Annotated in this window: 25 protein-coding genes; 14 read left to right on the top strand and 11 right to left on the bottom strand. The window is 48.9% G+C overall.

The genetic code is table 11. The annotated features are described in order from the left end of the window. Positions 1–33 precede the first annotated feature (33 nt). Genes LG288_RS06980 through glnS form a run of 6 tightly spaced genes read left to right on the top strand, consistent with a single transcriptional unit; the run spans position 34 to position 4,887 of the window. Positions 34–294 carry a hypothetical protein gene (locus LG288_RS06980; protein WP_404399415.1) on the top strand — a complete coding sequence of 87 codons (261 nt, stop codon included), beginning with the start codon at positions 34–36 and terminating at the stop codon, positions 292–294. A 12-nt stretch (positions 295–306) separates the two neighbouring features. Further along, positions 307–702, top strand: coding sequence for a hypothetical protein (locus LG288_RS06975; RefSeq protein ID WP_404399414.1), 396 nt, complete (start codon positions 307–309; stop codon positions 700–702). Positions 703–719: 17 nt separating this feature from the next. Next, on the top strand, positions 720–1,496 hold the full coding sequence (locus tag LG288_RS06970) for a 5-oxoprolinase subunit PxpA (protein ID WP_404399413.1): 777 nt from the start codon (positions 720–722) through the stop codon (positions 1,494–1,496). Continuing rightward, on the top strand, positions 1,493–2,206 hold the full coding sequence (pxpB, locus tag LG288_RS06965) for a 5-oxoprolinase subunit PxpB (RefSeq protein ID WP_404399412.1): 714 nt from the start codon (positions 1,493–1,495) through the stop codon (positions 2,204–2,206). Before LG288_RS06970 ends, pxpB begins: the two co-directional genes overlap by 4 nt. Beyond that, complete coding sequence (locus LG288_RS06960) at positions 2,199–3,152, top strand: biotin-dependent carboxyltransferase family protein (RefSeq protein ID WP_404399411.1); 954 nt, start codon at positions 2,199–2,201, stop codon at positions 3,150–3,152. The genes pxpB and LG288_RS06960 overlap by 8 nt, the downstream gene beginning before the upstream one ends. Positions 3,153–3,201: 49 nt before the next feature. Further along, positions 3,202–4,887, top strand: coding sequence for a glutamine--tRNA ligase (glnS, locus tag LG288_RS06955; RefSeq protein ID WP_404399410.1), 1,686 nt, complete (start codon positions 3,202–3,204; stop codon positions 4,885–4,887). On the opposite strand, the gene LG288_RS06950 is transcribed toward glnS, so the two are convergent. From LG288_RS06950 to LG288_RS06925, 6 genes are all read right to left on the bottom strand, one after another. Next, the gene (locus LG288_RS06950) at positions 4,877–5,914 is read right to left on the bottom strand and encodes a saccharopine dehydrogenase family protein (protein WP_404399409.1); all 1,038 of its coding nucleotides are present in this window, start codon (positions 5,912–5,914) and stop codon (positions 4,877–4,879) included. The genes glnS and LG288_RS06950 overlap by 11 nt on opposite strands. Beyond that, positions 5,915–6,361: a ferric iron uptake transcriptional regulator gene (gene fur, locus LG288_RS06945; protein ID WP_404399408.1), complete on the bottom strand. Its 447-nt coding sequence runs from the start codon at positions 6,359–6,361 to the stop codon at positions 5,915–5,917. 63 nt (positions 6,362–6,424) lie between these two features. Further along, positions 6,425–6,955 (bottom strand): flavodoxin FldA, encoded by a 531-nt coding sequence (fldA, locus tag LG288_RS06940; protein ID WP_404399407.1) that lies wholly within the window; start codon positions 6,953–6,955, stop codon positions 6,425–6,427. A gap of 3 nt (positions 6,956–6,958) precedes the next feature. Beyond that, positions 6,959–7,282, bottom strand: coding sequence for a LexA regulated protein (ybfE, locus tag LG288_RS06935; RefSeq protein WP_404399406.1), 324 nt, complete (start codon positions 7,280–7,282; stop codon positions 6,959–6,961). 7 nt (positions 7,283–7,289) lie between these two features. Next, positions 7,290–7,505, bottom strand: a complete 216-nt coding sequence (locus tag LG288_RS06930) for a DUF2788 domain-containing protein (protein WP_404399405.1) — start codon at positions 7,503–7,505, stop codon at positions 7,290–7,292. Positions 7,506–7,573: 68 nt separating this feature from the next. After that, the gene (locus tag LG288_RS06925) at positions 7,574–8,350 is read right to left on the bottom strand and encodes an alpha/beta fold hydrolase (RefSeq protein ID WP_404399404.1); all 777 of its coding nucleotides are present in this window, start codon (positions 8,348–8,350) and stop codon (positions 7,574–7,576) included. Between the two features lie 90 nt (positions 8,351–8,440). On the opposite strand from LG288_RS06925, the gene LG288_RS06920 reads away from it, so the two are divergent. After that, a complete protein-coding gene (locus tag LG288_RS06920; RefSeq protein ID WP_404399403.1) occupies positions 8,441–8,926 on the top strand; it encodes a replication initiation regulator SeqA in 486 nt (161 codons plus the stop codon). Continuing rightward, complete coding sequence (pgm, locus tag LG288_RS06915; protein WP_404399402.1) at positions 8,926–10,566, top strand: phosphoglucomutase (alpha-D-glucose-1,6-bisphosphate-dependent); 1,641 nt, start codon at positions 8,926–8,928, stop codon at positions 10,564–10,566. The genes LG288_RS06920 and pgm overlap by 1 nt, the downstream gene beginning before the upstream one ends. Here pgm and LG288_RS06910 read toward each other — a convergent pair whose 3' ends face one another. Further along, positions 10,567–11,859, bottom strand: a complete 1,293-nt coding sequence (locus tag LG288_RS06910) for an MFS transporter (RefSeq protein WP_404399401.1) — start codon at positions 11,857–11,859, stop codon at positions 10,567–10,569. Between the two features lie 189 nt (positions 11,860–12,048). Here LG288_RS06910 and LG288_RS06905 point away from each other — a divergent pair, with 189 nt between their 5' ends. Then, entirely contained in the window at positions 12,049–13,155 is a 1,107-nt protein-coding gene (locus tag LG288_RS06905) for a DUF2066 domain-containing protein (RefSeq protein WP_404399400.1), read from the top strand. A gap of 12 nt (positions 13,156–13,167) precedes the next feature. Further along, a complete protein-coding gene (gene hda, locus LG288_RS06900; protein ID WP_404399399.1) occupies positions 13,168–13,896 on the top strand; it encodes a DnaA regulatory inactivator Hda in 729 nt (242 codons plus the stop codon). Here the strand turns inward: hda and LG288_RS06895 are convergent. Both LG288_RS06895 and wrbA read right to left on the bottom strand, forming a co-directional pair. Further along, a complete protein-coding gene (locus tag LG288_RS06895; protein ID WP_404399398.1) occupies positions 13,893–14,198 on the bottom strand; it encodes a DUF2069 domain-containing protein in 306 nt (101 codons plus the stop codon). The genes hda and LG288_RS06895 overlap by 4 nt on opposite strands. Before the next feature lie 106 nt (positions 14,199–14,304). Next, positions 14,305–14,907 (bottom strand): NAD(P)H:quinone oxidoreductase, encoded by a 603-nt coding sequence (wrbA, locus tag LG288_RS06890; RefSeq protein WP_404399397.1) that lies wholly within the window; start codon positions 14,905–14,907, stop codon positions 14,305–14,307. On the opposite strand from wrbA, the gene LG288_RS06885 reads away from it, so the two are divergent. Next, positions 14,908–15,462, top strand: coding sequence for a TlpA family protein disulfide reductase (locus tag LG288_RS06885; protein ID WP_404399396.1), 555 nt, complete (start codon positions 14,908–14,910; stop codon positions 15,460–15,462). It begins immediately after the preceding gene. 5 nt (positions 15,463–15,467) lie between these two features. Here the strand turns inward: LG288_RS06885 and LG288_RS06880 are convergent, their stop codons facing one another. Further along, positions 15,468–16,916, bottom strand: coding sequence for a M48 family metalloprotease (locus tag LG288_RS06880; protein ID WP_404399395.1), 1,449 nt, complete (start codon positions 16,914–16,916; stop codon positions 15,468–15,470). A gap of 137 nt (positions 16,917–17,053) precedes the next feature. On the opposite strand from LG288_RS06880, the gene LG288_RS06875 reads away from it, so the two are divergent. Then, positions 17,054–18,124 carry an AI-2E family transporter gene (locus LG288_RS06875; RefSeq protein ID WP_404399394.1) on the top strand — a complete coding sequence of 357 codons (1,071 nt, stop codon included), beginning with the start codon at positions 17,054–17,056 and terminating at the stop codon, positions 18,122–18,124. On the opposite strand, the gene bcp is transcribed toward LG288_RS06875, so the two are convergent. Then, complete coding sequence (gene bcp / locus LG288_RS06870) at positions 18,121–18,594, bottom strand: thioredoxin-dependent thiol peroxidase (RefSeq protein ID WP_404399392.1); 474 nt, start codon at positions 18,592–18,594, stop codon at positions 18,121–18,123. The genes LG288_RS06875 and bcp overlap by 4 nt on opposite strands. Positions 18,595–18,751: 157 nt before the next feature. Between bcp and dapA the strand changes: the two genes are divergently transcribed. After that, positions 18,752–19,642: a 4-hydroxy-tetrahydrodipicolinate synthase gene (gene dapA, locus LG288_RS06865; protein WP_404399391.1), complete on the top strand. Its 891-nt coding sequence runs from the start codon at positions 18,752–18,754 to the stop codon at positions 19,640–19,642. Further along, positions 19,642–20,733, top strand: a complete 1,092-nt coding sequence (gene bamC, locus LG288_RS06860; RefSeq protein ID WP_404399390.1) for an outer membrane protein assembly factor BamC — start codon at positions 19,642–19,644, stop codon at positions 20,731–20,733. Before dapA ends, bamC begins: the two co-directional genes overlap by 1 nt. Positions 20,734–20,736 lie beyond the last annotated feature (3 nt).

Genomic DNA, 20,736 nt, shown 5'->3' with positions numbered 1-20,736 from the left:
ACGACTAAAGAATAATAACAACAAGGAGGCTTTATGTGGCAACGTGTGTTGGCCATTATACTCATCATCATCGGGCTACTAATGGCAGTCCTGGGCGTCGTCAGTGAGCAGGATACCACGATTAGGTTAGTCGGCGCGCTGCTGTTGCTAGTGGGCATTGTCTGGTTATATCGGCAACCATCAGCCAAAAAAAGCCACAGTGGCGACATACCTCCGTTACGCTGGTATCAATCTCCCATTGTCTGGATCCCTATCATCGGTATTATTTTGTTTTTAATTAGCTTGGCACTTTAGGATCGGGCATCAATGAACTTATCAAAACGAATTGTTATTTTAGCCGGCGCGGTCGGTCTGTTTTTTTATACTGCAAATCAGGACCAGCTGGTTGCTGCAATCGCTGATTATCAACTGGGTTGGTATAAACTGGGTGTACCGATTGCCTGGGGCCTGGTGTTGGGTGGCATTGTTGCGCTATTGAAAGTACGCAAGCTACTTTCCTGGCTCGGCCCCATTACCCTGGTTGCTCAGGGGTTGACGACAATGGGTCTAATCGGTGCTATTGCGGTATTTGCCCGCCATCAAATTTTGCCACTGACCTGGCCGGCATTGCAAATTGCAGCCATTGGCGTAGGTCTGTATTTATTTTGTATCGGCTATGCCCGTCTGCTCGGCGATGTAGATGCGCGTACCAGTAAAGAGTAAGGACTTATAATTTCTGTATGACGGGTACAAAGACAATCAGCTTAAACGCCGATATCGGTGAAAGTTTCGGGGCCTGGGTGATGGGTGCTGATGAGTTAATTATGCCACACATTGATTGTGCTAATGTGGCCTGTGGCTTTCATGCCGCAGACCCGTTAACTATGTCCCGTACCCTGCAGTTGGCGAAAGAGCACAAGGTCAGTGTTGGTGCGCATCCGTCGTATCCGGACCTGGTTGGTTTCGGCCGACGGCACATGGCCTGTAGCGCCGAGGAAGTAACGGCGATGGTTCAGTATCAGGTGGGGGCGTTACAGGCTCTTGCTGCAGGTCGGCAAATGAGCGTCGATTATGTCAAGCCGCACGGTGCTTTGTATAACGATATGCTCAGTGACGGCAACACCTTTGATGCTATTTGTGAAGCGATAAAAGCGTTACAGCGAGACGACCAAGTGCCATTAATGATTATGGCAACGCCGCATAATCAGGCTTGGCGTAAACGCGCGGAAGAGCATGGAGTAACCTTGATCTTCGAGGGTTTTGCCGACCGGGCTTACGATGACAACGGACACCTGAGGTCACGTCAGTATAGTGATGCGGTATTCCAAAACGATGAGCAAATTATTGAGCAGGCACAGCGTTTTAACAACGGCGAGAAAATTAAAAGTGTGAACGGCGAATTACTGGATATCCAGATTGATTCTTTGTGTGTTCATGGCGATAACCCTCAGGCAATTTCGACGATTAAACACATCCGCTCCTTGCTGACTAAGAACCCGGAAAGCAATAATCAATGACCAGCGCGAAGGTTTTTCCCCGCATCGTAAATGCCGGTGCAGACGCGCTAATAGTCTATTTTTCAGACACTATCAGTGAAAAAGATAACCAGCGTGTTATCGCACTTAAGCAGCGGTTACAACAGAGTGACCTGGCGTTGTTGGACCTGGTACCTGCGTATTCGTCACTGATGATTTATTATGATGTATTGCAAACCGATGAAGCGACTCTACGACGGGCTCTGCAACCGTATCTTGCTGAAGAAAAAGGCTTACCAGGACAAAGCCAACATCAGACATTTACCATCGACGTTTATTATGACGAATCTGTGGGTCCGGATATTCAACACGTAATGAAAGAAAAGCAGCTAAACCGTGATCAGTTGATCTCACTGCATACCCAGTCTAAATTCCGGGTCTATGCGCTGGGCTTTGCGCCCGGTTTTGCTTATCTTGGCAGTCTTCCGGATAAGCTGATCATGCCACGTTTGCGGCGTCCGCGTGAACGCGTCCCGACCGGCAGTGTGGCTATTGCCGAACAACAAACCGCTATTTACCCACTACCCTCACCGGGTGGCTGGAATATTATTGGCCGAACCGCTAAGCCGTTGTATGAGCCTGAAAAAGGCATTATTAGCGCTCTTGAGGTGGGTGATAGCGTACAATTTCGTGCGATCAGTAAAGCAGAGTTTATCGATCAGGGCGGCCGGCTGGAGCAACTGGATGATTGAAGTGCTTGATCCGGGTCTGCAGATGACCCTGCAGGATTTTGGCCGCTTTGGTTATTTAAGTAAAGGCTTAACCCGCGGTGGCCCAGCCGATGAGCATGCTTTTTTATGGGCTAATAAGTTATTGGGTAACCGGTTTGACGCGGCACAGCTGGAAATAACCCTGGGTGGAGCCCGGCTTAAATTTCAGCAAGACTGCAGTTTTGTGGTGACCGGCGCAGAGGTCGGTTTGCAGCTTGACGAGGCCCCTTTACAAACCTGGCAGACCTATACTGCAAAAAGTGGTCAGGTTTTAAGCCTGAGCCACGCAAAATATGGGCTTCGTGCCTATCTGGCCGTTCCGGGTGGTTTTACTCACCCGACACAATGGGGCAGTGTGGCAACGGTTAGCCGCGAGCGGGTCGGAGGACCAGAGAGCGATGGTCAGGTAATAGCGGCCGGGCAACAACTCAATGGCGGCGATGTAGCCAGGTTAGTTAACCGACGCGTTGGCTGGCGCTACCGGCCGGATTACGCTAAAACACCAACGCTTGGCTTAATTCCCGGCAATCAGTACGATGAATTTTCTACTACGGCCAGAGAAAACTTTTGCTTTCATGATTTTACCGTTGATAACAGCAGTAACCGCATGGGAGTTCGGCTGACCGGCCACTGTCTAAATTTCAATGGTAGTGGTATTGTTTCAGAGGGAATTAATATTGGCTCTGTACAGGTACCACCGAATGGTGAGCCCATTATTATGTTATGCGATCGTCAAACCTTGGGTGGCTATCCTAAGCTGGGAACCATCAGCCCACTGGACGTGAGCCGGTTGGCACAGTGTCGGCCAGGCGAGAAAGTGCGGTTTAGTCGAGTCAGTATTGACAAGGTACAACAACAACTTGCCCGTTATTACCGCTTTTTTGAGGTCCAGCTTGCTTGTCATAAGGCACGGAAACTGCGATCATAGCGTGTTATTTATACCCTAATTTTAGCTTGTAGTTGGAGAAAGCAGTCTCATGGCAGATACCGAACACCGGCCGAGTAATTTTATCCGTCAAATCATTGATAAAGATTTGGCCTCTGGCAAGCATACCCAGGTTCATACGCGCTTTCCGCCGGAGCCTAATGGCTTTTTGCATATTGGCCACGCTAAGTCCATTGTCCTTAACTTTGGTATCGCTGAAGACTACCAGGGAAGCTGCAATCTGCGTTTTGACGACACTAACCCTTTAAAAGAGAAAGTGGATTATGTCGAGTCGATTAAAAAAGATGTTGCCTGGTTAGGTTATGAGTGGGGCGGTGAACCTAAATATTCGTCAAATTATTTTGATCAGCTGCACGCTTATGCTGTCGAGCTGATTGAAAAAGGCCTGGCGTACGTTGATTTCTCCGATAAAGACAGCATGCGCGAAATGCGCGGCACGTTAAAAGAACCGGGTGTTAACAGCCCATACCGTGATACGCCGGTAGCAGAGAATCTTGAGTTATTTCGTCGCATGACAGCGGGGGAGTTTAAGGAGGGCGAATGCTCTTTACGGGCAAAAATTGACATGAGTTCGCCCTTTATGTGTATGCGTGATCCGGTGATTTATCGCGTCCGCTTTGCCCACCACCACCAGACCGGTGATAAGTGGTGCGTGTACCCGATGTACGATTTTACTCATTGTATCTCCGATGCGCTGGAAGGCATTACTCATTCATTATGTACTCTTGAGTTTCAGGATAATCGACGTCTGTATGATTGGGTGCTGGATAACATCAGTATCGACTGTCATCCTCAGCAAATCGAATTTTCCCGTTTAAACCTGCAGTATGCGGTGATGAGCAAGCGTATTATTAATACGCTGGTTGAGGAAGGCAAAGTGACAGGCTGGGATGACCCGCGGGTACCCAGTATTGCCGGTTTACGTCGGCGAGGTTATACACCTGCATCGGTCCGAGAGTTCTGTCGCCGTATCGGCGTTACCAAAATGGATAATCAGGTCGAGATGAGTATGCTCGAAGCCTGTATTCGTGACGATCTGAATGAAAATGCGCCACGGGCAATGGCAGTTATGGATCCAATTAAGCTGGTGATAGAAAACTACCCTGAGCAGCACAGCGAGACACTGGATGCGCCGAATCATCCCAATAATCCGGTGATGGGTTCACGCCAGATTACTTTTAGTAAAGAGCTTTATATTGAGCGCGAAGATTTTCGTGAATCGGCCAATAAAAAATTCAAGCGCCTGGTGCTGGATAAAGAAGTGCGGCTGCGCAACGCTTATGTCGTTCGTGCAGAGCGGGTAGAAAAAGACGCCGATGGGCAGGTAACAACGGTTTATTGTACATACGATAAAGACACCCTGGGTAAAGATCCCGCTGATGGCCGAAAGGTAAAAGGTGTGATTCACTGGGTCTGCGCTGAAACTGCGCAACAAGCCGAATTCAGAGTGTACGACCGGTTGTTTCAGGTGCCAAATCCTGCTGCAGAAGAGGATTTGTTTTCAACACTGAATCCCGAATCTCTTATTATTAAGCAAGGTTTTGTCGAAGCGAATTTAGTCCAGGCCCGCGTTCAGCAGGCGTTTCAGTTTGAGCGCCTGGGTTATTACTGTCTTGATCAGGATGCCGAGGCAGAAGGGCGCTTAATCTTTAATCAGACCGTCGGTTTGCGGGATAGCTGGGCAAAGATTGAGCAACAGCAAAGCGTTAATCAATAACATAGTTATCTAATAGCTTCGCGCCGTATAGGCGCGAAGGCGTATAGAAGCCGCCTTTAGTTGAGTTCTTAAGAGTAAAAATAGCCAGCTCGACGGCGCCTTCTGCGGTAACGGAATAGCCATTTTTAACTTTTACCCGCAGTTCTTTGCGATCGCCCCGGGTGTTACTGACTTCACCCCAGACAAACGTTGGATTGTCGTTGCGCTCCTGCTCATCAGGGCCTGCAGACTGGGCATCAACTTTTTCTTTTAACTTACGCTGAACCCATTGCCAGTTAAAAATCCAACGCACCCAGTTTAACCGTTTAAGTCGCTTGATCAGACGTGGGCTGGCCGGTATGTAGACCTCAATATTAGGTATCTCGGTGGTGTAATAGGCAGTCGAGACGTCGCCCCAGGGTATTGTCATTGCCATTTTTTTACCCTGGCCGAAATCAATCTGCTGACTTTTCCAGGCTAAAGGTACTTGCTCGATAGTACCATCGATGCGCGCAGCACCGCCTTGTCCAAGTCGTTCAATGCTGGTTTTCGCAGTTCCGCGGCTCATTCGTGAACCAGAGTCAAAGCCAAGCTTTAAATAGGTTGCATCGGGCATCTGGGCATTCAGGCGAGCGGCCACACAATCTGTCGGGATCACATCAAAGCCAACACCAGGACACAGGACGACATTGTTTTTCTGTGCTTTGTCGTTTAACTGATGCGCATACTCAAAGATATCAATCTCACCGGTAATATCCAGATAATGGGTATGGCTGGTAATACAGGCATTCATGAGTGGGGCTGCAGTGTGGCTGAAAGGTCCTGCGCAATTGATAACCAGATCGATGTCAGTGAGCTGTTCAGTTATCTGTTCTGCATTATCAAGTGAAAACTCTCGTGCCGGTAATTCAAGCTGCTCCGCCAGACTGTTTAGCTTATTGGCATTACGACCTGCCAGAAACGGTGAATAACCGCGTTTTTTGGCTTGCTTAGAAATCAATGTCCCAGAGTAGCCATAAGCGCCGTAGATCATCCACCGTAAAGCCATTTAACTTGCCTCTGCTGCCAGTTTGTACTCGCAATTACTGCCGCGTTGGCACTCACCGTATAAATAAAGACTGTGATTAGTCAGTTTTATTTTGTTTTGGCTGGCGATACGTACCTGACGATCCTCAATAATCTCGTCTTCAAACTCAAACACATGCCCGCAGGTTAAGCACACCAGGTGGTCATGGTGATCTTTAGCGCTAAGTTCAAAGACCGAGCGACCGCCTTCAAAATGATGGCGGGTAATGATACCGGCATCATCAAACTGGTTTAATACCCGGTAAACCGTTGCCAGGCCAATTTCATCTCTTTGCTCTAGCAATATTTTATAAACGTCTTCGGCACTAATATGTTGGTTGTTAGGGCGTTTCAAAATATCCAGAATTTTCATTCGTGGAGAAGTTACCTTCAGCCCCGCTTTTTTTAGCTGTTCGTCATTAGTCGCCATAATATCAGTCGCCAATTTGTTACTTAAAATATCGGTAAAGTGTTGTCAGCATACCCTGAATAACTAGCTGTTTGCCAGCTCAGCAAGGGACATTTCCTCATAGACCTGCTGACACCACTGCTTTACGCGTTCTTTGGTCAGCTCTGGCTGCCGATCCTCATCAATCCCCAGGCCGACAAAATGGCTATCATCGACTAACCCTTTTGAGGCTTCAAATTGATAGCTTTCAGTTGGCCAGTGGCCCACGATAACGGCCCCGCGCGGTTCGACAATATCGCGGATCATTCCCATGGCATCAAGGAAGTATTCCGCATAGTCTTCCTGGTCGCCACAGCCAAAAATAGCCACCAGCTTATTATTAAAGTCGATTTCTTCAAGTTCCGGGAAAAAATCATCCCAGTCGCACTGTGCTTCACCATAATACCAGGTCGGGATGCCCAATAAGAGAAGGTCGTAGCCGGCAATGTCTTCTTTGCTCGACTTGGCGATGTCTTTTACATCGACCAGTTTTTTACCTAATTCCTTCTGGATCATCTGCGCGACAGCTTCAGTGTTTCCGGTATCACTACCAAAGAAAATTCCAACGGTTGCCATATATCAACTTTCACCTGATTTGATAAGGTTAAAGACTGCTGGCATCAGTTCAGTATTGTCTGCCAGCGCGATTTTTAAAACCGCCTCGACTAATTCACCGCGGCTACAGTCATATTGCTCGGCAAGTGCCGTTAACTGTTGGTGAAGTTGTTGATCGGTTTTTAATTCTATCCGTTTTTTGCCCAGCTGGCGGTCTCGTTGCAGCTGTCGCCTCTTGTTAATTCGAAGCTGCTCGTTGCGGGGCAACGGGTTAGTCCGTGGGCGCCCGCGGCCGGGCTGTTCGACAAATAAGTCGATGGTTACTTTATCGTTGTTTTCTTTTGCCATGAGCTTGTTAGAGTCCGGCTTCCCAATAAACCTGAATAATGCCCTTGGCAATAAAACCAAAACAACCAAGAAACAGCACCAGCCAAACAATAAAGCGACCAAACTTAGGAACGGCGGACTTTTTTAGTACATCGCGAATAGCCAGACCAATGAGCAAAAACAAGATGCCCAGTGTTACGTTAGTTACCAGTATCTCGATTTCTTCATAGTATTCAGCCAACATGATTTATGTACACCTTAGGCTGGTTAAAGTCGTACAAAGTTTACCATAAAGGCTGCTCACTGACGAGTTTAACCGTTCAGAAACTGACTGACTAAGCGGTTAAAAACGCGTGGTTTTTCCGCATGCAACCAATGACCGGTGTTTTCAATTATTTTCACGTCAACATCATTAAAACGTTGCTTGATCGCCTCACGATGGCACTCCTGTAAATAATCAGAGTCGCCGCCTTTGATAAATAATACTGGGCCTGAATAGTGACCCTCGCTAACAGCACTGGCAAGCGCCGAATAGTTATCCTGCAAACCCTTTAAATTAAGTCTCCATTCATAACCATCATCTTCTTTGCGCAGATTCTTTAATAAAAACTGCCGTATGCCCGCGGTTTCTATTGTCGCCTGTAAAGCTTCATCAGCCTCTTTACGACTGTTTATCCGGCTTAGGTCAATGTTACATAATGCGGATAAAATGCTGTCATGAGATTTATCATAAGCGACCGGTGCAATATCAGCAAAGACCGCGCTGAGTACCCGGTCACTGAAATCCATTGCTGTTTGCATGGCGATTTTCCCGCCCATGGAGTGACCCACCAGATGAAATTCTTTGAGCCCTAAATGGTCGCAGGTTGCAATAATATCTTTCGCCATCAAATCGTAATTCATTTGCTCGCTGTGAGGTGAGTCACCATGATTACGAGCGTCGGGCATCACGCAATAAAAATCCTCTTGCAGGTCACGAGCTAAACTTTTCAGATTATCTTTATCACCGAATAAACCATGAATCAGGATTACAGCAGGTCGTTCAGACTGACCTAAGGTTTGATGTTCTAATACGAGAGGCTCTGCCATCGGACAACCTTTAGTGGTAAACTTTAACTCTATTTTCAAGAGTTTGTGCTGAGCATGCAAGTGCATTTAACGACGAGGTCAAAAAGCTAAATGAAACGGATAGAAGTTGAAGACGACTTATACGCCTATATCGCCAGCCACACGCAGCAGATTGGCGAAAGTGCATCGGACATTTTGCGCCGCTTGCTGGGCCTGGAACCCTTGCCAAAACATGCAGGTGATGAGCAAAAGCAGGGCCGTGATCCAGTTTTTAACCGGCTTAATCAACAGGACGTGAATGTACAAAAAAGTGTCGTTGCCCGGTTTTTGTACATACTGAGTATGCTGTATCGTTCACACCCTGAGCAATTTGATAAGGTTCTTGCGCTGCGCGGCCGGGATCGGCAATATTTTGGCCGCAGCCAGGATGAACTGTTAACCAGCGGCAACAGCACAAACCCTAAAGCTATCCCGGGTTCACCGTATTGGGTAGTCACTAATAACAACACTACGAAAAAGAAATCCATGTTAACTCAGGTAGCGGAAAAGCTTGGCTATAATGCAACGGATGCGGAAAAAATAAGGGACTTTTTATAATGGCACTTCATCAACGAGCTGGCCAGTCAGCACAGCCCGACGATCTTATCAATATTGCCCAACTGACCAGCGCGTACTACGTGTATGAGCCGGATCCACGTAATGCCCGGCAAAAAGTTAGCTTTGGTACCTCAGGACACCGGGGTAGTGCGTTGAAGAGAAGTTTTAACGAAGCGCATATCTTAGCGATAGCGCAGGCTATTTGCGCTTATCGGCAGGAGCAGGGCATTGAAGGGCCGATTTTGGTCGGCAAAGATACGCATGCGTTATCAGAAGCTGCGTACCTGACAGCTCTTGATGTGTTTTTAGGCAATGGCCTTCAAGTTCATGTGCAGACCGAACATGGCTACACTCCAACGCCGGCCATTTCGCAAGCCATCATTCAATACAATCGTCAGCATCAACAACAATGTGACGGTGTAGTGATTACTCCGTCCCATAATCCGCCCGAAGACGGCGGGTTTAAATATAACCCTCCACACGGGGGGCCGGCCGATAATGACGCTACTAAAGTCATACAGAAATACGCTAATGCCTTGTTATCCTCAGGTTTAGCCGGGGTTAATACGTGCGAGTCCGAGGATGTGCTGGAACATCCCAAGCTGATATTTTGTGACTGGCGCCACGACTATATTGAAGGGCTATCGTCGGTAGTCGATATGCAGGCCATCCAGGCGGCTAACCTGAAGATTGGTATTGACGCCATGGGGGGCGCCGGAGCTTTGTATTGGCAGGAAATTGCCGAGCGTTATCAATTAACGCTGGATATCCATAATGCCCATGTGGATCCGGCTTTTGCCTTTATGCATCTGGATAAAGACGGCAGAATTCGCATGGATTGCTCCTCTGCGCAGGCCATGGCAGGGTTGCTTGGTTATCAGAAACAGTACGATTTAGCGGCCGGCAATGATCCGGACTACGATCGCCACGGTATCGTCACACCGACCCATGGTTTAATGAATCCTAACCATTATCTTGCGGTTGCCATTGATTATCTGTGTAAAAACCGTCCCTGGGGAGCCGATACAGCAATAGGCAAAACGCTGGTTTCCAGCGCCATAATTGATAAAGTCGTAGCAGATAATGGTCGCCAACTGCTGGAAATGCCCGTTGGCTTTAAGTGGTTTGCCGCCGGTCTTGCCGAAGGGCGGATTGGCTTTGCTGGCGAGGAAAGCGCCGGGGCTACCCTGCTGGATAAACAGGGCGAGACCTGGACGACCGATAAAGACGGTATGGTTATGGTTCTGTTGGCCGCTGAAATACTGGCTAAAACGGGTAGCAACCCCAGTCAGTATTACGACAGCTTATGTGGCCAACACGGGACCTCTTATTATGGACGTGTCGATAGTCCATCGACTGCCGCTCAGAATAAAGCCTTTGCTGATATTCGCGCTTACAAAATAAAACTCAGTGAGTTTGCCGGAGAAGCAGTTGAGCAAATCAGTACCAAGGCAGCAGGCAATGATGCTCAATTTGGCGGCATCAAGGTGACGACGGCTAACGGATGGTTTGCTGCGCGGCCGTCAGGTACAGAGCCAGTTTATAAAATTTATGCTGAGAGCTTTAACAGTAAAGAGCATTTAGAGCAGATCATTAGCGAAGCTCAACAATGGGTTTCTGAACTGCTCAGCAAAGACTGATTAACGTTTGAGCACGGCGCTGCCACTAATGGCCGCGTCGTCCTCTTTCTCCTCATCGTCAGGCAGTTCCTCTGCCATTGATGTAAGTAATTCATCCGATATCTGCGCCGGCGCAAGCACCGCAAAATTACTGTGCAGCTGCTCTTCAGCCTTAGCGCGCCGGGTAATGCGGTACAGTGAATAAAGACCGACAAAAGCCGTCAGCACACCCAGTAGCAGAAAGAAAAAGTGGATCGCGCCGAACTGCATTAACGCAGCCACCGAAGGGGCTCCAATGATAGAGCCTGCGCCACTGATTTTTATAATGGCGCCTGTTGCGCCAACCATCTGATCTTTTTCGAGGTAATCGTTGGTGTGGGCCATGCCCAGAGAATACAGCGGCAGAATAAAAGCGCCCAAAATGCCTACGGCCAGGTAAATTAGATTGACATTGCCCGAGCCGAGCTGCGACAGGATAAAAGCGGCAACGGCACCACCCATAGCACAAATGGTAATCACTAAACGCCGATCAATACGGTCTGACAACAGACCAAAAGGAGCCTGAGAAATCAGCCCGCCCAGGATAAAAGACGACATAAAGAAAGTGACCTGTACCACACTCAGACCGATGTACGAAGCATACATCGGTCCAATACCATAAAACATGGCATAGCACGCCTGCATGATAAACAAACTGACCACTCCTAAGGGGACGGTTTTTAATAGCAGACGGATTGGCACTTTTTTATTATCGTGAGTCGTTGGTTCAACCGTGACACTAACCAAAATAGGGATCAGCGCGAGATTAATGAGTAAAGCGACAATAGCAAAAGGAACGAAGCCGGCAGGGTCAGCAACCCCCAGCAATAACTGGCCACCGATTAAGCCGGAATAAATAATGACCAGATAGATAGATAATAAAATACCCCGGCTGCGATTGTCGGCCATGGTATTAAGCCAGCTTTCAGCAATAACGAAAACACCGGAAATGGCAAAGCCGGTTACAAAGCGCATGACAAACCAGACGACTGGGTCGACCCAGATCGATTGCACTAATACGCTAAAAGCGGCCAGTGCCGCAAGGCCGCCGAAAGAGCGAATATATCCTACCCGGCGAATGTCTTTAGGAGCCCGGGTAGAGCCAAATAAAAAGCCAATAAAATAAGCCGACATGATAAAGCCGGTGACCAAAGTGCCGAAATCTTCGATTGTAGCCCGTAAACTTAATAGGGTGCTGGTCATGCCCACACACATGCCTATTAAGCCAATACTGGTGAGTAATGAACTGATGCTCCGAAGTTGTTTTTTAAGCATGGCCGGCCCTGGTCGCTAAACAATGCCAATATGTTAACGGCAAGGCCGCTTTTTGACTAGCCAAACTTGGCTACCCGAATAACTTTAACTTTGTTTGGGATTCCCACAGGCTTATCCACAAGTTGTCACTTGCTGATCGGTAGCTGGCTGTTTACTATGCAGTCTCTATCAATACCTATGGGTAATGACATGCGCAACATAAAACGCGGTTCAGCCACTCTTACGCTACTCTGGTTCTGTCTGCTGGCAGGCAGCGGCTGGGTTATGCCCGGCCAGGCAAAAGTGGTAGAAAATTTGTTCAGCGCTGAAGTTGAGGTGTCGTCACAATCCCGTACTGAACGTCAGCAAGCTATTCGACAAGCTTTTCAGCAAGTGGTGATTAAATTAACCGGCCTGCCATCGGTCACAGATAATCAGGCTATTCGCACTGCCCAGCGGCAGGTTAACGACTATCTGCTGCAATACGGCTATAAAACCTCTGCGGCAGGTTTGCGGCTGACAGCGCGCTTTGATGAGCGCAAAGTTAAACGCCTGTTAGCGGATAATAACCTTCCGTATTGGGGCAGACGCCGACCCGAACTACTGCTTTGGGTCGCTCGCGAAAATGAAGAAGGGCGGCGGCAATTAGTGGGCAGTCGTGACGAATCGGTTTTCACTCAGCAACTGAGATTCTTTGCCGGTCAGGCCGGCATTCCGATACAGCTGCCGTTGCAGGATTTGAACGATGCGATGACTGTATCTGCTACAGATGTCTGGGGACGTTTTCTGGCCCCTGTCCGCCAGGCCGGGCAGCGCTACGACGCCGATGGTTTTGTCATCGCCCGCATCAGTTACAACGCCGACCCGGAAGCCGAACAGGAACTGGCGGTCTGGACTCTGAATTGGTCCGCCTACATTGATCAGCAGCGGCTCAGCGGAGAGGTGTCTGCAGCAAGTCAAGACTGGCTTGCTGAACCCTTTGTGCAGCAGTTACAACAACAATTAGCGGCTGCTTTCAGTGTTACCCGCTCGGCAGAAAAAAACCTGATAGCGCTGCCGATCACGATTAAACGCTTAAGTGATTGGCGCGATATCATAGCGCTGGAGAGTTTTCTTGAGTCAATAGTATCGGTTAACTCAGTTACCCTGACTCGCTATTCGACCGAACAGTCTGAGTTTTTAATTGAAGTGCAGGGCAGTGCCGATCATTTATTGCAGAGCATTCAGTTGGACGGTCGGCTGCAACTGGAACAAGTCAGTCCGTTTATTAATCCTGACGAAGAGCAGACGCCCAGTTACATCTGGGTGTCGCAGTAGTGGAGTCAGATTTTGAATAATGGTCAACCGCAGCAGCTGCCCTTACAGGTTCAATTGCCGGATGATGAGCTGTTTGCTACCTTTTTTTCGGCTGACAACGGACAAGTGATTGACTGGCTTACGACGGTTGCCATCAGCGAGCGATTACCGCCTCAAACCAGCCGTTATAGCTGGCTATCCGGTCCCGCAGCCAGCGGTAAAAGTCATCTGTTACACGCGACGGTTGCAGCGGCTAACGAGCAGTTTAAAAAAGTGATGTACCTGCCAATGAAAGAGCTGCAGCAGGTTGCGCGACCAGCGGCTGTGCTGGAGGGGCTGGAACAATTTGATGTACTCTGTGTTGATGATGTGGACCAGGTATTGGATAACAAGGCCTGGTGCTTTGAATTGTTTGCCCTGATTAATCGCATTACCGATGCCCAGCAGTGCCGTTTGATAATGACCGCTTCACAGGCAGCTGCACAAAGTGAGGTGCACCTGGCGGACCTTAAGTCGCGCCTGCAATGGGCGACAGCTTATCAACTGTCACCGCTGGCCGATACCGAAAAGGCCCAGGCACTGACTTTAAGAGCCAGTTGGCGCGGCCTGCAACTGCCGCCCGATGTGGCGCAGTTTATGTTACATCGATTAGGGCGTAACATGAGGCAATTGCTGCGCTGTTTAAATAAGCTTGATACCGCATCAATGGCGCAACAGCGTCGCCTTACCATCCCTTTTGTTAAACAGACTCTGTCAATTTAATCTTGGCGCTTCTGTTTTTTTAATCCCAGCCCCTGTGCCCGTCCCTGAAATCTTGCGTAGCCCGTCGCACCAACAAAGGCACCGGATGCCAGAACAAGTTCCAGAACAGCATAGCTAAATTCTTGTGGATGGGTATAAATAGCTGTCAGCCCGTGTAAAAAGTAAAACATTAAAATAAAGTTAAACCAGGCGTGGGTATAAGGTTTTCCTTTGACCAGGCCAACTAATGGCAAAAGTAGTGGTACTACCCAGAATAATAGCGCCAGCGAGGTTGGCAAACCAATGGTTTGTTCGTTTTGCAATACCGAGTGCCAGAGAATAATAAATATCAGCAACGGCCAATAACACACTTGTGTTAAGACTCGGTAAAAGCGGGGATTTTTCGGCATCATTGCGGCAGTTCCTTAATTAGCAATCAATGGTACTGTCAGCACAGGCTTTAGCCACCTGACAAACTCGTCGCCCCAACGCGATGGCGGTCTGTTTTTCATTATCTGAGAGCCCCGCTTCTTGTAGATGGCTCGCGCCGTAAGGCGAGCCACCAGCATCTTTACCATGCAAGCTGGGTTGCGAGTAGGGGACGCCCGTTAACAACATCCCATGATGCAATAAGGGAAGCGCTAATGACAGCAGAGTACTTTCCTGTCCGCCATGCAGGGACGAGGTGCTGGTAAAAACAGCTGCAGGCTTATTGATTAAGGTTCCTTTTAGCCAATCCGAAGAAGTTGATTCCCAAAATTTTTGCAAGGCCGACGCCATATGCCCAAAACGTGTCGGACTACCAAGGATTAGCCCATCACATTGATGTAAATCATCAGTACTTACCACCAGATCGCGAGCACTGGCGGCATCTGCGTCACTCTCGACTGTTCTCAGCATTGCTTCGCCACCGGCAGCAGTGATACCTTCAGCTATTGCGTCGGCAAGCTGCCGGGTGGCGCCGCCGCGACTAAAATAAAGCACTAAAATGGTGGTCCGGGGGTTACCGCCGGAGGCTGATGATTCGTTCATATGATTGACTCTTTACTGAATTTGGTCAAAGGTAGGTCATGTTACCGCAATAAGGCCTTTTTACGCAAAAATAGAGAACAACAGATGCACAATAAAGCCGTTAAACGTTTTTTTACCACTGGAGCCGGACTGGCAGCGCTTAGCCTGCTGACAGCGTGTTCGCCGGCAGCCGATGTAAAGACAACGACAGAGCAATCCGTTAATTGGCATGAGTCAAACACAACGGTAATTAACTATTTTGCCGAATGGTGCGCGCCTTGTTTGCGTGAACTGCCTGAACTGAATGAGTTTTACCATCAACAGGTGACCAATGATGCAACGGTCGACTTAATCGGTGTTAGCTTTGACCCCATGACTAATGAGCAGATCCACGGGTTGGTCGCAAAGCACGGTATTGAATTTCCGCTTGCCCTGGCAGAACCGGTCCCTAACTTTCCTTTTGCACGACCCAAGATGCTGCCAGCCACCTACATAGTGCACCCTGACGGTGATGTGACCGGGCCACTTATGGGCGAACAAACCGTTGAGTCATTAAGCGAGGCTATCAGAAACTAGGGCAGTTACATTAAGTTTTGAGCCTGTTCAAGCTGCGCCCGTAGCTGATCGATCCGTGCATTCAGGCGTTTGCGGGTGACGTCTGCCTCGGTATGGTTATGAGCGCTGTGCAGTTGCTCGATAGCAAGTTCAAAATTACCGCGCAGGGCCAGAGTCTCGGCCCGTGTTTCGTACATGGCGGCGCGCATAGCACTGCGTTCGTAAGCTGAGGTTAATAACTCAAGAGCCAGCACATGCTCATTATTTTCCAGCAAAAAGTGACGTAGTAAGTCAATAGCAAGCTGTACTTCACCCGACTGCAGAGCCGTATTGGCGTAATTCAGAGTTATCACCGATTCATTTGGTGCCAGAGTGTAAGCCTGACGTAACAACTGCAGGGCATCATCATAACGCTCTTGAGCCAGTAAAATATCGGTCTGAACATCGATATAAAAGCGGTTCCGGGGTTCGGCTTTTAACAACGGTGCCAAGTGGCGCTCGGCCTCCTTTGGCTGGCTGCTGTCCAGAGCTCGAATAGCCAGGGCATACTGGCCATAACGTTGCATGATAGGATCAGTCGAGCGGGCCAGTTGTTGCAGCTGTGAGTCAGTCGAGCGGCGAGTGTAACGCGCATCAACCCGGGCTTTGGCCAGATGAAAGTTAATGCTGGGCCCGACATCAGTTGTTCGCATGGCTTCGGCACGGGCGCGGGTATCGGCAATCCGTGATTCCGGTAACGGGTGAGTCATTAACATTTCCGGCGGTTTGCTGACGTAGCGGTACTTCTCTGCCAGCCGACCAAAAAAGCTGGGCGCGCCGGCCGGATCATAGCCGGCCGAAGCCAGAACACCCATGCCGATGCGATCAGCTTCCTGCTCGTACAGGCGGGTGTAATTAATTTGCGATTGCCCGGCCATGCCCATGGTGGCGTAAAGGCCTGCAGCGCCTGCTTCAGCATTGGCCATCCCCAGCAATATTGAGCCGACCAGGCCAGCTATGGTCATTGGCATGCTGCGTTGTTGCTCCTGCATACGACGGACAATGTGGCGTTGGGTAATATGGGCGACTTCGTGACCAATTACCGCAGCCAGTTCCGATTCGTTGCGGGCCTCCTGGATCAGCCCTGTATGCACTCCTACGTGGCCACCAAAGAATGCAAACGCGTTAATTTCGGGATTATTAATCCAGAAAAAATTAAACGGATAGCGTACATTATCAGCGTTACGCACTAAGCTTTGGCCGAGCTCATCTAAATAACTATCCAGCACCGGATCGCCGATAACTGGCGCCTGAGCCCGCACCTGGCGCATATAATAGTCACCGATTAGACGCTCGCGCTCGACTGTCATAAAGCCCGCTCCGGTAGTCCCCATTTGCGGTAAACGAGAATGGTCCTGAGCCACAGCAAATGCGCTGGTCGTGACAATCAGTGCGGTGAAAACTAAACTCAATAATGATTTGATGATGCTTGGCATGTACTGCTCTGTGTTTAACCTAATCGCTCGAACTAGGATAAAATAAATGACTAATAGTTCCTTTTTTACTGTATTGGGTTATGGAAAGATTGCAAGGGCTGATACTATCGCCATCTGCACATTAAGGTGAATACTCTATGCTGGATTACTTGAAACAATGGTATAACCGCAAATTTTCGGATCCGAATGCGGTTACTTTATTTTTACTGTTGGTCTTCACTGTGGCCATTGTCGTGTTTTTTGGCGGTTTGCTGGCCCCCATCCTGGCGGCACTGGCTCTAGCTTACTTGCTCGACTGGCCAGTCAGCCGGCTCATGTCGATAGGTTTATCGCGCTTACTGGCGACCGTTATCACCTTCACATTATTTTTAGCCTTTGCCGTACTGGCGGCATTTACTCTGATTCCCATAGTCTGGCAGCAAAGTACCACATTAATTATCGAGCTGCCCGAAATGCTGGCGAACCTGCAGGTCTGGCTGCGTAAGTTGCCGGAAGTACTGCCTAATATTATTGATCAAAAACAGGTTAACGAGCTTATGCAGGGCCTGCGCGGACGCGCGGTTGGCTTTGGCGAGCAGCTGTTGACCCTTTCGCTTAACTCATTAGTGAATGTCGTATCGGTGATGGTTTACTTGATTGTTGTGCCGCTGCTGGTCTTTTTTATGCTGAAAGATCGCGACCAGCTGCTGTTGCACTTTAGCCGTTTGCTGCCTTCAAACCGTCAGTTAATAAGCCAGGTCGGGCAGGAGATGAACCTGCAAATCATGAACTATATTCGTGGTAAGTCGATCGAAGTCATGGTTGTTGCCGTTGTCAGCTTTTTAACTTTTTTCGCTTTTGAACTGCGTTATGCGGTGTTGCTTTCAATTTTAGTCGGACTATCAGTCCTGATTCCCTATGTCGGTGCCGCCGTTGTTACTGTACCGGTGCTATTAGTAGCACTGTTTCAGTATGGTCCCACTGCCACTTTTGCCTGGGTTGCAGCGGCTTATTTTCTGATTCAGATACTGGACGGCAACCTGCTGGTTCCGGTTTTATTTTCTGAAGCAGTGAGCTTAAATCCAGTCTATATTATTGCCGCCGTGGTCATTTTTGGCGGAATATGGGGTTTTTGGGGCGTCTTTTTCGCTATCCCGCTGGCCAGCCTGGTAAAAGCTGTATTAACAGCCTGGTCCAGCGGTGTAGAAGAGCAGCGCGCGGCCAATTAGTTATCGGCAGACAAGGCGTCCAGTACCACTTGATGGTGTTCTTTGGTTTTAAATTTATCAAAGACGCGGCTGATGGTGCCGTCTTGCTCAACTAAAAAGCTGATGCGGTGGATACCATCGTATTCTTTGCCCATGAACTTTTTAGGTCCCCAGACGCCAAACTGATCGGCCACTTGGTGGTCCTCATCACTTAGCAGGGTAAAGTTGAGTTCGTCGCGTTCGGTAAATTTTGCCAGTCGCTTAGGCGCGTCGGGGCTGATGCCAACAGAAACGACGTTGTGTTTGGCCAGTTGGTCATGGGCATCGCGTAAATTTTGCGCCTGAACGGTGCAGCCGGGGGTCATGGCTTTGGGGTAAAAGTATACCAATACCCGGTTTTGCTTAAGCAGGTCGGCCAGAGCAACGGGTTGTTCATTGGCATCTTTTAGCTCAAACATTGGCGCTTTATCGCCAACTTTTAGTTGTTGCATGAGTATCTCCTTAAACGAATGTGGCGAGTCTTAGGATACCTGACTGGTGGTAAGATTAAAAATTAACAGCGCATTGCCGGCTTCCGCTTTACCGGTCTTGTCTTTATTATGGCCTGCCATTACCATTGGTGCCTGAAAATTTTTATCTGGAGTAGGTATGCTAAAAGGTAGTATTGTCGCCTTGGTCACGCCCTTTACAAAATACGGTAACATTGACTACAGCGAGCTGGAATATTTAGTAGAGCGTCATTGTGAAGCAGGGACCGATGCTATCGTCGCCGTTGGCACCACCGGTGAGTCGACCACATTAAGCCATGAAGAACATATTGATGTGGTTAGCGCTATCGTCGAACTGAGTAAAAACCGGATTGGCGTTATCGGCGGTAACGGCTCTAACTCTACCGCCGAAGCCGTTCAATTAACGGAAAAAATGAGCCATCTGGGCGTTGACGGTTTTCTGAATGTGACGCCGTACTACAATAAGCCCTCAGCAAGTGGCCTGATAGAACATTATCGCGCCTGTGCTGCTGCTAGTGATAAGCCACAAATTCTTTATAATGTCCCCGGCAGAACCGCTCTTGATATGACGCCGGCAATGATTGAACAGTTGGCAACGATTGAGCACATTGTCGGCATTAAAGAAGCCACGGGGGACGTCAGTCGGGTGGCTGAATTACGTCAGCGATGTGGTGATGATTTTATCTTGTTAAGCGGTGACGATCCTACTGCTAATGCGTTTATGTTAGCCGGTGGTGACGGCGTAATCAGCGTTACCGCTAATGTGGTTCCGGCGCAGATAAAGGCATTGGTCGAGGCCGCTACAGCAGGTGATACAGAGCGCGCGAATCAGCTGGATCAGCCGTTACAGGGGTTGCATCAGGCAATGTTTATCGAATCCAACCCGATACCTGTAAAGTGGGCCTTAGCGCTGATGGGCTGGTGCAGTGCAAATTATCGCTTACCATTGACTCCACCCGGCGATCAAAGTCAAGCTGAACTAGAAGCCGTGCTGGCTAAACTCGATTTATTAAAAACTCAGGAGTCGTAATGAAACAAACACGCGTTGCTATCTTAATCGGCGCTTCTTTAAGCTTAGCTGCCTGCAGTTCCGGACCGAAAGGACAGGCCAGTGGGGATTTTGACTACGCCGATATGGAGCAAGGCACCGAGCTGTCGACTCCTGACAATTTGGAGCAGCCGCGACAGCGGTCTGACTTCCGTATTCCATCTCCTGACTCTTTGCAGGGGCCGGTTGGCCGTGAAGTGAATGTCAGTGCGCCACGGTTAATCCGACCGGTTGCGCTGGGCAGCCGGATACTGGAAAACGAGACCGAATCAAGGGTCTACTTTGATGTGGTTGACGGCATGGGTGGCTCAGTAGAAAATTTTGTCTGGCGCGCCGCAGAAAATGTTTTGCAGCGCCGGAAAATTTCCTGGCAGCAGGTTAATTCGACAACCTGGCTTACGGAAACAATTTCCCGGGCTGAAGAAATCGATGCCGAAGACAGCAGCTTCTGGGATTTTAGTGAGCAGAGTACACAAAAAATAGAGCAGCAGTTCCGTTATCGGTTAACTCAGCAACCTGCTGAACACGGCCGCACTACAGCGCTGACCATCGATTTGCAGGAAGCAGAGCAAAGCGTAAATCAGTCAGCAACAGAAATGCCGCAACTGCTGCAAAATAATATTGAAGTTGCGTTGCTTAATGCCATTATTTCTGAGGTTAACCGTCAGCAGCAACAGTCGGTAATGAATCAGGGTAACCAGGTTGTGCCGGTCGAACTTGGTACCAATAACAAGCAGCAAGCTGCGCTGATTATTGACATGAGTTTTGAAAACACCTGGCCGCTGGTGGGTCTGGCACTGGAGCAAATCGGATTATCTGTAGACGACTTAAACCGCGAAGCTGGTACCTATTTTGTTGACTACTCTGCTCCAGATACAGGTTTCTTCTTTATCGGCGGAGATGACTACGAAGCGCTAAATATTGCAGAAGGCGAGTACGAAGTGCGGTTAGAAGAGTATAATGAAGCAACTTCGCTGACCGCTGTTCGTGACGGCGATTTTGTCGACGAGCAGTGGTTAGAAGCTATTCAGTCGGCATTGGCAGATGCTCTGCAAGAGCAGAATCAACGTTAATAT

Origin of the sequence: Idiomarina seosinensis, assembly GCF_044797955.1 — a bacterium.
GTDB classification, from domain to species: Bacteria; Pseudomonadota; Gammaproteobacteria; order Enterobacterales; family Alteromonadaceae; genus Idiomarina; species Idiomarina seosinensis_A.
The sequence above is the reverse complement of the archived record's forward strand: the minus strand, read 5'-3'. Positions and strand labels throughout refer to the sequence as shown.